At 73.0% G+C, this 13,183-nt stretch carries 10 protein-coding genes; 7 read left to right on the forward strand and 3 right to left on the reverse strand.

From position 1 onward, the window contains the following. Positions 1-95: 95 nt before the first annotated feature. Complete coding sequence (locus ACWDVB_RS16530) at positions 96-1,238, reverse strand: mechanosensitive ion channel family protein (RefSeq protein ID WP_451518040.1); 1,143 nt, start codon at positions 1,236-1,238, stop codon at positions 96-98. A gap of 276 nt (positions 1,239-1,514) precedes the next feature. On the opposite strand from ACWDVB_RS16530, the gene ACWDVB_RS16535 reads away from it, so the two are divergent. Continuing rightward, positions 1,515-2,051: an HNH endonuclease gene (locus ACWDVB_RS16535; protein WP_150184145.1), complete on the forward strand. Its 537-nt coding sequence runs from the start codon at positions 1,515-1,517 to the stop codon at positions 2,049-2,051. A gap of 84 nt (positions 2,052-2,135) precedes the next feature. Here ACWDVB_RS16535 and ACWDVB_RS16540 read toward each other — a convergent pair whose 3' ends face one another. Beyond that, positions 2,136-5,216 (reverse strand): beta-N-acetylglucosaminidase domain-containing protein, encoded by a 3,081-nt coding sequence (locus ACWDVB_RS16540; protein WP_451518039.1) that lies wholly within the window; start codon positions 5,214-5,216, stop codon positions 2,136-2,138. Between the two features lie 407 nt (positions 5,217-5,623). Between ACWDVB_RS16540 and ACWDVB_RS16545 the strand changes: the two genes are divergently transcribed. The 3 genes from ACWDVB_RS16545 to ACWDVB_RS16555 are packed head-to-tail and all read left to right on the forward strand — an operon-like array spanning position 5,624 to position 8,414. Further along, positions 5,624-5,884, forward strand: coding sequence for a hypothetical protein (locus tag ACWDVB_RS16545; RefSeq protein ID WP_451518038.1), 261 nt, complete (start codon positions 5,624-5,626; stop codon positions 5,882-5,884). Next, positions 5,884-8,154, forward strand: coding sequence for a 4-alpha-glucanotransferase (gene malQ, locus ACWDVB_RS16550; protein WP_451518037.1), 2,271 nt, complete (start codon positions 5,884-5,886; stop codon positions 8,152-8,154). The genes ACWDVB_RS16545 and malQ overlap by 1 nt, the downstream gene beginning before the upstream one ends. 20 nt (positions 8,155-8,174) lie before the next feature. Further along, a complete protein-coding gene (locus ACWDVB_RS16555; protein ID WP_451518036.1) occupies positions 8,175-8,414 on the forward strand; it encodes a hypothetical protein in 240 nt (79 codons plus the stop codon). Between the two features lie 9 nt (positions 8,415-8,423). On the opposite strand, the gene ACWDVB_RS16560 is transcribed toward ACWDVB_RS16555, so the two are convergent. Beyond that, the gene (locus ACWDVB_RS16560) at positions 8,424-9,017 is read right to left on the reverse strand and encodes a TetR/AcrR family transcriptional regulator (protein ID WP_451518035.1); all 594 of its coding nucleotides are present in this window, start codon (positions 9,015-9,017) and stop codon (positions 8,424-8,426) included. Positions 9,018-9,122: 105 nt separating this feature from the next. Between ACWDVB_RS16560 and ACWDVB_RS16565 the strand changes: the two genes are divergently transcribed. The 3 genes from ACWDVB_RS16565 (at position 9,123) to ACWDVB_RS16575 (ending at position 12,715) form a co-directional block, all read left to right on the forward strand. After that, positions 9,123-10,625 carry an FAD-dependent monooxygenase gene (locus ACWDVB_RS16565; RefSeq protein ID WP_451518034.1) on the forward strand — a complete coding sequence of 501 codons (1,503 nt, stop codon included), beginning with the start codon at positions 9,123-9,125 and terminating at the stop codon, positions 10,623-10,625. 110 nt (positions 10,626-10,735) lie between these two features. Then, positions 10,736-11,743 (forward strand): DMT family transporter, encoded by a 1,008-nt coding sequence (locus ACWDVB_RS16570; RefSeq protein ID WP_451518033.1) that lies wholly within the window; start codon positions 10,736-10,738, stop codon positions 11,741-11,743. A 57-nt stretch (positions 11,744-11,800) separates the two neighbouring features. After that, positions 11,801-12,715: a LysR family transcriptional regulator gene (locus ACWDVB_RS16575; RefSeq protein ID WP_451518032.1), complete on the forward strand. Its 915-nt coding sequence runs from the start codon at positions 11,801-11,803 to the stop codon at positions 12,713-12,715. Positions 12,716-13,183 lie beyond the last annotated feature (468 nt).

Raw genomic sequence — 13,183 nt, forward strand, 5'->3', positions numbered from 1 at the left:
GTGGTGTCTGTTGTCCCGGCGGGCGCCCCCCCCTTGGGGGGGGGCCCCCCCCACCACACCCCGGCCCCCCCCCACCGACGTACGAGCTATAAGGACTACTTCGCCAGGTTCGGCGGCGGCGGAGGCGGCGTGATCGGGGCCGTCGCCAGGGACTGGGGGGACGTCGCCGAGGCGTAGGCGGAAGGGGCCGCCACGCCCGCCGAAGGGTCAGGGGCGGCGGCCGTTTCCTCGGCGGAGAGCGGCAGGCCGCCCACGATGCGGATGTCCGCCTCGTCGAACGCCCGCTTGATGCGCCAGCGCAGCTCCCGCTCGACGCCCAGGGCCTTGCCCGGCATCGTCTTCGCCGCGACGCGCACCACCATGGAGTCCAGGAGGACGCTGTCCAGGCCGAGGATCTCCACCGGGCCCCACAGACGCTCGTTCCACGGCTCGTCCTTCGCCATGGCCTCGCCGACCTCCGTGAGGACCGCCTTCACCTTGTCGAGGTCCTCGTCGGGGCGGACCGTCACGTCGACGCCCGCCGTGGACCAGCCCTGGGAGAGGTTGCCGATCCGCTTGACCTCGCCGTTGCGGACGTACCAGATCTCGCCGTCGTCGCCGCGCAGCTTGGTGACGCGCAGGCCGACCTCGATCACCTCGCCGGAGGCGACACCCGCGTCGATCGTGTCGCCGACCCCGTACTGGTCCTCAAGGATCATGAAGACGCCGGAGAGGAAGTCCGTGACGAGGTTGCGGGCGCCGAAGCCGATCGCGACGCCCGCCACACCCGCCGAGGCGAGCAGCGGGGCCAGGTTGATCTCGAAGGCGCTGAGGACCATCAGCGCGGCCGTGCCGAGGATCAGGAACGACGCCACCGAACGCAGGACCGAACCGATCGCCTGCGAGCGCTGGCGGCGGCGCTCCACGTTCACCAGGAGCCCGCCGAGCGCCGTGCCGTCCACGGCGTTCGCCGTGCGGTTCATGCGGTCTATGAGCTTGGTGATGGCGCGCCGGACCAGGATGCGCAGGACGATCGCGATCGTGATGATCAGCACGATGCGCAGGCCGATGCCGAGCCACGCGGACCAGTTCTGCTCGACCCAGCTCGCCGCGTTCGTGGCGCTCTCCTGGGCGTCCTCGAACGTGGGCGGCTTCGGCTTCGGCGTGTCGTCCGGGTCCGTTCCGGCTGCCGACAGGACGGACAAGAGCACGGCAGGTACCTCCAGGTATCGCGGCCTGCCCGGCGGACGAGGACTCATGAGAAGCCATCGACGTGGGGACCGGGGGGACCGGGGGGACCGGGCAGACACACCACACTAACGGGGCATTGTGTGTGGATCGTTGTCGTGTTCGAGGGAGAGACGGTGCTCACCTGGGCAAGAACCAGATGACGTGCCGGTACGGCGCCGCTGTGGTCGAAAACACTTCGAGCCCGTTACCGGCACATGGTGGCGCTACGACCAGGCATGAGGGGAGACTGACAGCCAGATCGTCCCGGCGCGAGCCACGCGCCGCCGGCGTACAAGGAGGCATCCGTGCCGCATGTCCTGGTCCTCAACGCGTCGTACGAGCCTCTCGGCGTCGTACCGCTCCGCCGCGCGCTCGTCCTCGTCCTGGAGAACAAGGCTCTCTGCCTCGAGGAATCCGGCGCCTTCATGCACAGCGCGACTCGCACCGTCCCCGCACCCAGCGTGGTCCGCCTCAAGCGGTTCGTCCGGGTCCCTTACAGGGGGCCCGTTCCTCTGACCAGGCGGGCGCTGTTCGCCCGCGACGGCGGTCGGTGCATGTACTGCGGTGGCGTCGCAACCAGCGTCGACCACGTCATTCCGAAGAGCCGGGGCGGCCAGCACGCCTGGGACAACGTGGTGGCCTCCTGCCGCCGCTGCAACCACGTCAAGGCCGACCGGCATCTCATGGAGCTCGGCTGGAGGCTGCGGCACAAGCCCGCGCCGCCCTCGGGCCTCGCGTGGCGCATCATCGGGACCGGACATAGGGATCCGCGCTGGCTGCCGTACTTGCAGCCGTTCGGCGCGGACGACGCGATGGCTCGGATCGATGGCATTTCCGCCTAGCAATCGATCCGGGCCTTTGTTGTACGTGCGTACGCCTTTGTTCCTGCGTACGTACGGCTCGTACGCGGATGCCGTGCGCGGTCGCTACTCGTCGGCGACCGCGTACGCCTCCACCGACCAGAGCGAGTAGCCGAAGCGCGTGGCCCGCTTGTCGCCCTGCACGCGGATGTAACGCGTCTCACGCGCGTCCATACGGATCGCCTCGCGGCCGCCCTTGCCGTCCTTCACGGTCGCCGCCGTGCGCCACGTCCTGCCGTCGGCCGATGTCTGCACGCGGTACCCGGCGGCGTACGCGTCCTGCCAGCGCAGCACGGTCTGCCCCAGCCTGACCGGCTCCGCGAGCTCCACCTGCCACCACGCGCCGTCCTTCGCCGGCGAGGACCAGCGCGTCGACGGGTCGCCGTCGTTGGCAGCCGACGCCGGAAAGTCCTCCGTCTCGTCGCCGGACGACGAGGCCTTCGCGCCGCGCGCCACATCCGGGCCCGCCGTCCGCGGGAAGGCGCGGACCGACACCGTCCGGGTCTCGTCGCCGAACGTGACCGGAATCTCGTACGTCCCTGAACGCGTGCCCGCCGGGACGGTGATGTCGACCGGCACCTCGACCTCCGTGCCGCGCGGCAGCGTGGTCGACGCGGGCACCCGCACCTCGATGCCCTCGACGCCCTTGGGGGCCTTGGAGACCTTGGCTTCGAGCCTCCCGCGCACACTGCCCGGGCGCAGAGAGCGCAGCTTCGCCATGACCCGCTGCGGCCTCCCGCCGATCTCCGCGTCGGCCTCGGTGCGGGCCAGGGAGAGGCGGGCTTCGGGGGAGTCCGCGTACCAGGGGACGAGATGGCGGACCGTGCCGCCGGTGAGGGCGACGCGGGCGGCGTCGGCACGCAGGCCGTTGCCGGTGCCCTGGCCGTCGGACCCGGTGACGTCGATCTCCGTGAAGCCGCTCTCCGAGAGCGCGCCGACGCGCTGCCAGCCCCTGCCCGGCACGTGCACCTCGACGCTGCCCTTGCTGCCGGGATCCGTCAGCGCCGTGACCGCCGCGAGCGTGCGGTCGCGGCCGAACCGGGCCGTCGCGTGGTCCGAGGCGCGCTCGCCGTCGGTACCCGCCCAGGTCGCGTACGCCTTCTGCGCCCGGATGAGGAACGGGTCCAGCACGCCTTCGCCGACGGTGACGCCGCTCGCCTCCTTCAGCTCCTCGCGGAGCTTCGTCAGCTCGCGCGAGGCGCGCCAGGCGGCCGCGCCGTCGCCGAGCGACTGGGCGCGCAGCATGTCGACGGCCCGCTCACCGGCCTCGCCGTACAGCGCCAGCTTCTCGATCCAGGGGCGCACCTCGCCGTCGAGCGCGCTGCCGGAGAGCCGCCGCGGCGCCTCGCGCATCACGCCGAACGCGGCGCGCAGACGCTTCGCGGAACCGTCGGTCCCGGCCCGGTCCGTCGTCGTACGCGCACGCCAGAAGTCGTTCATGAGGGGCCGCAGATACGCCGATTCGTCGGCGCCGAGCACGGAAGAGGCGTCATTGCCGGCGAGGGCCCGCAGCGCGCCCCGCGCCTTCGGGTCGCCGCCCGCGAGGTCGTCGATCGCGGCGAGCCAGGACTCGTGCGGGCGGTACGCGCGGGGGTTCCAGGCGTAGTCCGCGGCAGTGAAGAGCGGGATGCGGGAGGCGGCGGGCTGCTCCATGGCGTTGCCGAGGAGGGCGGCCGAGCCGGTGGCGACGGCGGGCTGACGGCCGGTGTAGGGGCCGAGGAAGATACGGTCCTGCGCGAAGTCGTTGACGGGGTAGTTGTCCATCGTCACCAGCGGGTGCGGGCCGAACGCCTCGCGGGCGCCCGCCAGTTCGCGCCCGGTGATGGTCTTCGGGACCACGCCTACGCCCGTCCAGGCCACCTCGACACGGCGGTCCAGGTCGCCGGAGAGCGCCGCGCGGTACTCGGTCGTGCCGTCCTGGAAGTACTCGGTCGGCATCAGGGAGAGCGGCTTCGCTTCCGGGTGGCGCTCGGCCAGGTGCGCGGCGACGGCGTTGGCCACCTCGGCCTGCGCCTTCGCGGCGGCCTTCGGGCCCCTGCCGAACGTCTCGGCGTCCCGCTCGCAGTGCCACTCGCTGTAGCTGACGTCCTGGAACTGGAGCTGGAAGGCGCGCACGCCCAGCGCCCACATCGCGTCGATCTTGCGGGTGAGGTCCCTGATGTCCTTGTCGGAGGACATGCACATCGCCTGACCGGGGGAGACGGCCCAGGCCAGCGTGGTGTGGTTGGCCTTCGCGCGCGCGGCCAGGGCACGGAAGTCCGCGCGCTGGTCCGCCGGGTAGGGCTCGCGCCAGCGGGCCTGGCGGTAGAGGTCGTCGCCGGGGGCGTAGAGGTAGCGGTTCTGCTTGGTGCGGCCCATGAAGTCGAGCTGGGCGAGGCGTTGTTCGTGAGTCCAGGGGGTGCCGTAGAAGCCTTCGGTCAGGCCGCGTACGGCGGTGCCGGGCCAGTCGCGGATCAGTACGCCGGGGAGTGTCCGGTGCCGGGCCCCGTTCGCCCCGTTCGCCCCGCTCGCCTCGCCGGTGAGCTGCCGCAGGGTCTGCACCGCGTGGAAAAGGCCGTCCTCGCCGGCTCCCGCGAGGGCGACGGTGTCCCGCCCGTCGAGGCGGCCGACGGCCAGGCGGTAACCGCCCGAGGGGAGATCGCCGCGCTCGCGTGCGCCGAGGGCGTGCAGGGCCCGGTCCGCGCCGGGGCCTCCGGCGCGGACGACGAGGGTGCTCCCGGCGGGCAGCGGGTCGCCTTCGCGCACCTCGGTGACGCGGCGGGCGCCGGCGTCGTGGAGGAGGGTGCGGAGGGCGTCCAGGGCGTAGGGGTCGTACGGGTCGTACGTGTCGTATGTGTCGTACGGGTCCGAGTCGCTGCCCTTGTCCTTGTGGCTCCTGCTGTCGCCTGTTGTCACGAGGACGACGTCGTCCCCCACGGTGACGGCGTTGCCCGCGGCGCTCATCGACTGCGGGCGCGGCCAGACGGACGGCAGTGCGGAGTCGGTTCTGCGGTCGTCGGCGCCGATGCCGCCGTCCGGGGACGTGGCCGGAACGCCGGGCCTGCCGGGCGCACCCGGGGCCGCGAGGACGCCGGGCGCGCCGCCGAGCGCACCCGCGATGACTGCGACCGCGATGGCGACCGCGCCTTTCCTGCGCCGCAACTGCACGCCGCCCTCTCCCTGTTCTCCGGTCCTCGTTCCCCGGGGCCGTCTTCGGGGCCCCTGGGACCCCTGACGTCACATGTGGCAGTGAGCCCACCACTGAGGCGGCAAGGGTGTCAACGGAAGTGAAACGAAAGTGAAGGAGGGGTGAGGGGTTCTCTGTGGAACTTGCGCGGACCGGAGGGTTCCGGGTCGTCCGCGCGGGGGCCCGGGATGCCCTCGCGCGGCGCATATCTTCCCGGCGGGCGCGGGTCCGGAGCCCGATCTTCCGGGGCGTGGAGGGCCCTGGGGGAACAACTCCCGCCCGGGTGGATCGATTGTGACCAGGGTCACGTTGGTGCAACCTATACGTCTGCGGCCCCGCGCAGTGGGTAGGGCTGCCGTGACCCACCCCCCTGACAAGGAGCTCCCACGTGGCCGCTGCCGCCAATCTTCTGCTCTCCGCCCTCTCCAAACAGGTGCCCGCCCCCTTCTCGGGCCAGGTCTCCAGCCCCGACTCCGGCCTGAACGGCTCCTGCTCCTGCGGCTGCCTGGAGCCGCCCCTGACCAGCGAGCCCCCGCTCGCCGACGCCGCGCCGCTCACCAGCGAGCCGCCCCTCACGGACGCCGCCCCGCTCACCAGCGAGCCCACCGCCACCGGCATGGCCTCGGGCCTGGACTCCATGGGGGTCTGATGGCCCTTTCCCGGCTGGCCGCCTCGTACGGCGTCGCCACCTCCTACTCCCCGTCTCCGGGGCGCACCCTCCCTGCCTCCGATGCCGCGGTCGTCGCGGCCCTCGCCGCGCTGGGCGTCGACGCGAGCACCCCCGACGCGATCCGCGCCGCCCTCACCGAGCGCGAGACGCACCTGTCCGAGCGCCTCCTGCCCCCGACGGTGGTCGCCTGGACGGACGAACCACTGTCCGAGGTGGCGGCTCTCGGGGGACTGCCGCGGGGGGCGCGGGTACGGGTGGAGACGGAAGGGGGCGAGGTAATCGAGTGGGAGACGGCCGAGCCGCCTCCCCACCCGCGTGCACCGGCCCAGCAGCCATCACCGCCGGGTGCCTCGCCCGCCGCTCCTACCCAGCCATCGGAGTCGCCGGGTGAACGGGTGGATGGGTGGGAGAGCCCGTCGCGGAGCGGCGGAGGGGCCGGGCCGGGGCCCGGGGTGACGTTGCCGTCGGGCGTCCACACGATCCTCGTACAGAGCCGCGACGGCAGACAGACGCGGGCCCACCTCATCGCCGCCCCCCGCCGGATCAAAACCCCGGCGGCCCGTAGTCACGGGCTCCTCGTCCAGCTCTACTCCCTCCTCTCCCGCCGCTCCTGGGGCATGGGCGACCTCGGTGACCTTGCCGAGCTGACCGCCTGGTCCGGCCACGCCCTGAACGCCGGGTTCGTCCAGGTCAATCCCCTGCACGCCGCCGTGCCGAGCCCGCCGGACGGCCCCGGCGGCGACCCCTCCCCGTACCGCCCCTCCTCCCGCCGCTTCCCCGACCCCGTGCACCTGCGCATCGAGGCCGTCCCGGAATTCGCCCACCTGACGGGCGAGGCCCGCGACCGGGTGGACGCCCTGCGCCGCGAGGCCGAGCGGCTGCGCGAGGCGGTCCTCGGCGAGGGCGGGTTGATCGACCGCGACGCCGTCTGGGCCCTCAAGCGCGAGGCCCTCGAACTGCTCCACGAGGTCCCTCTCGGCCCCGGTCGCCGCGCCGCCTACAACGCCTTCCTCGCCGAACAGGGCACCGCCCTGGAGGACCACGCCACCTGGTACGCCCTCACCGAGGCCTACGGCCCGGACTGGCACTCCTGGCCCGCCCCCCTGCGCGACCCGTCCTCGCCCGCGACCGCCCGCGCCCGGCGCGCGCTGATGGACCGCGTCGACTTCCACTGCCGCCTCGCCTGGCTCACCGACACGCAACTGGCCGCCGCCCAGCGCACCGCCGGTGAGGCGGGCATGGACATCGGCCTGGTGCACGACCTCGCGGTCGGCGTACACCCCGGCGGCGCCGACGCCTGGGCGCAGCAGGAGCACTTCGCGCCGCGCATGACCGTCGGCGCCCCGCCGGACGCGTTCAACGCGCGCGGCCAGGACTGGGGCCTGCCGCCCTGGCGCCCGGACCGCCTCGCCGCATCCGGTTACGCCCCCTACCGCGCCCTCGTACGCGGCCTGCTCCGGCATGCGGGCGCCCTGCGCATCGACCACGTCATGGGACTGTTCCGTCTCTGGTGGGTCCCCGAGGGGCGCGACCCCACAGAAGGGACGTACGTCCAGTACGACGCCGAGGCGATGCTCGCCGTACTCGCCCTGGAAGCGCACCGCGCCGACGCCCTCGTCATCGGCGAGGACCTCGGCACCGTCGAGCCCGGCGTGCGCGAGACGCTGCGCGAACACGGCGTGCTCGGCACCTCGGTCCTCTGGTTCGAACGGGACTGGGACGGCACGGGCCGCCCGCTGCCCGCCGCGAATTGGCGTACGGACTGCGTGGCCACCGCCACCACGCACGACCTGCCGCCGACCGCCGCCCGCCTCACCGGCGAGCACGTCCGACTCCGCCACGACCTCGGCCTGTTGACCCGCCCCCTGGCGGAGGAGCAGTCCGAGGCCGCCGCCGACGTACGCGAATGGCTGGGCCTGCTCTCGCGGCTCGGCATGCTGCCCGGCGGCATGGGCTGCGAGGAGGACGAGATCCGGGCCGTGCACCGCTTCCTGCTCGCCACGCCGGCCCGCATGATCGGCGTCTGGCTGCCGGACGCGGTCGGCGACCGCCGCCCGCAGAACCTCCCCGGCACCTGGGACCAGTACCCCAACTGGCGCCTGCCGATCGCCGACGCCACCGGACGCCCCGTCACCCTGGAGGACCTCGCCGCCTCCCCGCGCCTGCACGCGCTCATGGCAGTCTTCCGGCAGGCCGGGGAGAAGCGCGACACGTCCCGTACGGCACCCCCGGGCGCGCGGTCCGTTTAGGAGTTCGCTACGTTGGCACCGTGGACAAGAAGAACGCTCTGCGCGCCGGCGCCCTGGCCTCCGGCACGACGCTGATGATGCTGCTCATGTCGTCCCCCGCGCTCGCGCTCACGCGCGACGACGGCGACGACCCGGCCCCCCGCCTGAGTGTCATCGAAACGCTCGGCCTCTATGTCGCCGCGCCCATCGTGCTGTTCCTGGTGATCGCGGGCCTCGTGATGGTCGGCGACAAGTCCCGCAAGCAGCAGAAGCAGGGCTGACCCACACCTTCACGGCCGCTCGGCCGTCAGGTAGCGCTGGAGGGTCGGCGCCAGCCAGGCCGTGATCTCCTCCCGCGTCAGCGCGGCCGACGGCGGGAACCGCAGCACGTACCGCGTCAGCGCGAGGCCCATCAGCTGCGCGGCGCAGAGCGCGGCCCGCGACGGCGCCGCGTCCGGATCGGGGCAGACCTCGCGCGCGACGGGCAGCAGCTGCTCGGCGAAGATCTTCCGCATGCGCTCGGCGCCCGCCTGATTGGTGATGCCCACGCGCAGCAGCGCGGTGAGCACGCCCGCGTCCTCCCAGAGGTTCAGGAAGTGCCCGACGAGGATCTGTCCCACATCCTCGCGCGGCACCCGCGTGAGATCCGGCATCCGCAGATCGACCGAGGTGGCGGCCGCGAAGAGGCCCTCCTTGTTGCCGTAGTAGCGCATGACCATCGACGGGTCGATGTTCGCGTCCCTGGCGATGGCGCGGATCGTGGCGCGCTCGTACCCGTCGGCGGCGAACCGCTCGCGGGCCGCCGCGAGGATGCCGGCGCGGGTGGCGTCGGAGCGGCGGGGCGGCGCGTCGGACGCGGGGGCGAGGGGAGCGTTCTCGGTCATGCCAACAAACGTATGCCAACACCTGTTGACAGTCCATAGCGGCGGTCCTACGTTGGCCAACAAGCGTTGACCAACGGGTGTTGGCATCGGCATCAGGAGGCGGCCATGAACGGTACGACCACTGAGTACGACGGCACCACTGAGTACGACGGCACCACCGAGAGCGAGGGCGGGAGTCGGAGGGAGCGCGGCGTCGCGGTCGTGGGCGCCGGCCCCACCGGGCTGCTCCTCGCGTGCGACCTCGCCGCCGCGGGTGTCCCCGTCACCCTCGTCGAGAAGCGGGCGCGCGGCATCAGCAACCTCTCCCGCGCGATGGTCGTGCACGCCCGCACCCTGGAGCAGCTCGACGCGCGGGGCCTCGCCGACGAGCTGGAGGCGAAAGGGCAGCCGCTCGACAGGCTCCGCCTCTTCGGCCGCCTCACGCTCGACCTCGCGAACCTGCCCTCCCGCTTCCGTCACGTACTCGTCCTGCCGCAGTACGAGGTCGAACGCGTCCTGGAGCGGCGCGCGGCCGACGCCGGGGTGCGGTTCGCGTACGAGACCGAGGTCGCGGGGCTCACCCAGGACACGGACGGCGTGACGCTCGAAGTGCGCGGTCCCGGTGGCGAGTCGGGCGCCCTGCGCGCCGCCTACGCCGTCGGCGCGGACGGCCTGCACAGCGGGGTGCGCCGGGCGGTCGGACTGCCCTTCCCCGGCAAGTCCGTCATCCGCTCGCTCTTCCTCGCCGACGTCAAGCTCGCCGAGAAGCCCCCGACCCTGCTCACCGTCAACACCGTCGGTGACGCCTTCGCCTTCATCGCGCCCTTCGCCGACGGCTATCACCGCGTCATCGGCTGGAACCGCACCCGCGACGTCCCCGACAGCGAGCCGCTCACCCTCGACGAGGTCCGGAGCGTCGTACGGCAGGCGCTCGGCCGCGACTTCGGGATGCACGACGCCCGGTGGATGTCCCGCTTCCACAGCGACGAGCGGCAGGCGCCCGCATACCGCGTGGGGCGGGTCTTCCTGGCCGGGGACGCCGCGCATGTCCACTCCCCGGCCGGCGGGCAGGGCATGAACACGGGGCTGCAGGACGCCGCGAACCTGAGCTGGAAGCTGGCCGCCGCCGTCGGCGACCGAGCCCCGGACGGCCTTTTGGACAGCTACGAGGCCGAGCGGCACCCGGTCGGCAGAGCGGTCCTGCGCAGCAGCGGCGGGCTCGTCAGGCTCGCGATGGCCAAGCGCCCGTGGACGCTGGCCGCGCGTGCCGCGCTCGCCGCCGTCGTGAACCACGTGCGTCCGGTGCGGACCAGGGCGGTCGGCCAGATCACCGGCATCGGCCTCGGCTACCCGGCGCCGAAGGGCGCCCACCGCCTCGTCGGGCGCCGGGCCCCCGACGTCGCACTCAAGGAGGGGCGGCTCTACGAAGCCCTGCGTGCGGGCGAGTTCGTACTGATCGCCCCTCAGGGCGTGGAGTACGCGGAGGGGCGCGCGGTGTCGGCGCACTGGGCGAGCGCGCGCCGCACGACGGTGCTGGTGCGGCCCGACGGATATGTGGCGTGGGCCGCGGAGGAAGCGGATGCCGGGGCGGTGGCGGCGGGGCTGGGGGAGTGGGGCGTGGCCCCGTGAGGGTGGGCCTGCCCTGGCGTCGGTCGCTCGATCATTCAGTTCTCCTTCACACAAAGGGATGAAAATTTCGATGGACGTGATGGGATTCGGGGTGCGACGGTGGTCCGCACATGACCGAGACCCCCCGCGTCGCCGGGGAGAGAGGCAAGGGATACCTCGTGGCCGTCCTCGACCGGACCCCCGCCCCTATCGCGCCGATTGCTCCTATCGCGCCTATCGCGCCGATCGCCAAGGCGAACGTCGCGCGCCCCATCGGCGTCGGCCTCGCCCTCGCGGCCCTCGCCACCGTCGTCTGGTCGGGCAGCTTCGTCACCTCCCGCGCCCTGCACGACACCGTCCCGCCCATCCAGCACGCCTTCTGGCGCTGGATCATCGCCATCGCGGCGGTGGCGCCGTTCGCGGCGCGGGAGACCTGGCGGCAGCGGCACCTGCTCCGCGAGCACCTCCGCTTTCTGCTCCTCGCCTCCCTCTTGGGCGTCACCGTCTACAACACCCTGGTGAACCAGGCCGGCATGACGACCACCGCGGGCAACATGGGCATGATCATGGCCGCCTCGCCCGTCCTCATGGCCGTCTACGAACGCGTCGGCGGCGTCCGGCTCGGCGCGCGCCGCGTCGCGGGCATGCTCGTCGCCTGTGCCGGCGTACTGCTCCTGGTCAGCAAGGGCTCCCTCGCCATGGACTTCGCAGTCGGTGACCTGTGGGTGATCGCGGGGGCGCTCTCGTTCGGCTCCTACAGCGCGCTCCTCAAGCGCAGGCCCGCGGCGATCGGCGGACTGCCCTTCCTCTTCTCGACGTTCGTGCTCGGCGCGCTGATGCTGCTGCCGGTCTTCGTGGCCAGCTATGTCATGCAGGGCGGCTTCGAACCGACCGTCGGTACGGTCTCCCCGCTCCTCTACGTGGGCGTGGTGTCGTCGGCGATCGCCTTCTTCGCCTGGAACAAGGCCATCTCGATCATCGGCGCCGCTCGGGCCGGGGTCATCTACTACCTTCAGCCCGTCTGCGTGGCCCTGCTCTCCTTCGCGCTGCTCGGCGAGGCGATGGGGTGGCTCCAGGTGCTGTGCATGGGCCTGATCCTCGGCGGGGTCGTGCTCGGCACGGCGGCCCGCGCGAAGTAGGGCCGGGTGCGCGGCCTCGTGGGAACGGCTCTCCCGGCCAGTCGGTACGTTGGCTCCATGAGCGAGTGGGACATCAAGAAGCTGCAGATCCTGCGCACGTTGAGCGAGCGGGGCACCGTCACGGCGACGGCGCAGGTGCTGCGGATGACGCCCTCGGCGGTGTCGCAGCAACTGTCCAACCTCGCCAAGCAGCTGGGCGTACCGCTTCTGGAGGCCCACGGCCGCCGGGTCAGGCTCACCGACGCGGCGCACCTCGTGCTGCGGCACGCGGAAGCGGTCTTCGCCCAACTGGAGCGGGCCGACGCGGAGTTGGCCGCGTATGCGCAGGGCGAGGCGGGGGAGGTGCGGGTCGGGGCCTTCTCCACCGCCGTGCCCGCGCTCGTCGTGCCCGCGGTGCGGGCGCTGCGGGAGGCGGCGCCGGGGATCTCCGTACGCGTACGGGAGACCGAGGCGGCACAGGCGTACGAACTTCTCGCCGCCGGAGAGGTGGACGTCGCCCTGTCCCTCGCGGTGCAGGCGCCCGCGTCGCCCGACGCGGACACCCGCTTCACCCGGGAGTCGCTCGTCGCCGACCCGCTGGACGTGGCCCTGCCCGGCGGCCATCCGCTGGCGGCGGCGGACGGTCTCCGGCTCGCTGATCTGGCCGGGGAGCCGTGGATCTTCGGGGGCAGCGGGCCCTGGTCGGAGATCACGCGGGCGGCGTGCGAAGGGGCCGGGTTCACGCCGGAGCAGGCGCATTCCGCGTCCGGGTGGACGGCGATCCTCGCGATGGTGGAGGCGGGGATGGGGGTGGCGCTGGTGCCGCGGATGGCGGCGGTACGCCGTGACGGCGTCGTCATGCGGGATCTGGGGGCGGAGCGGCCTCGGCGGCATGTGGTGGCCGCGGTGCGGTGTGGGGCCGCCGGAGGGGCGGCCGTCTCCCGTGTCCTCCACGCCCTCCGCGCGGCGGTCCCGGGGCGGCCCGTGCCGTAGCCCCCGCCACCCACTGCCCGCCACGGGCACCGCGTGTCCAGCCTGCCCGTTGCCCGGCGTCTGTCAGGTTGCCGTGTTGTCGTCTGCGGGTTGTCCCCGTCCTGTTTCGCGCTGCGCGCGGTCGTTTCCCACCCACCCGCCCGTTGCCCGGCGTCTGTCAGGTTGCCGTGTCGTCGCCCGCGGGTCGTCCCCGCCCTGTCCCGCGCTGCGCGCGGTCGTTTCCCACCCGCCTGCCCGTTGCCCGGCGTCTGTCAGGTTGCCGTGTTGTCGTCTGCGGGTTGTCCCTGCCCTGTTCCGCGCTGCGCGCGGTCGTTTCCCACCCACCCGCCCGTTGCCCGGCATCCGTCAGGTGGACGTGTCGTCGCCCGCGGGTCGTTCCCACCCGACCCACCCGTTGGCCCGCGGCCGAGAGCTGTCGGGGGCCGGGAGGGTTCCCGGCCCATGCGGGGTGAACGGGTGGGTGGGTGG

The sequence above is a fragment of the Streptomyces sp. NPDC003379 genome (genome assembly GCF_053589195.1).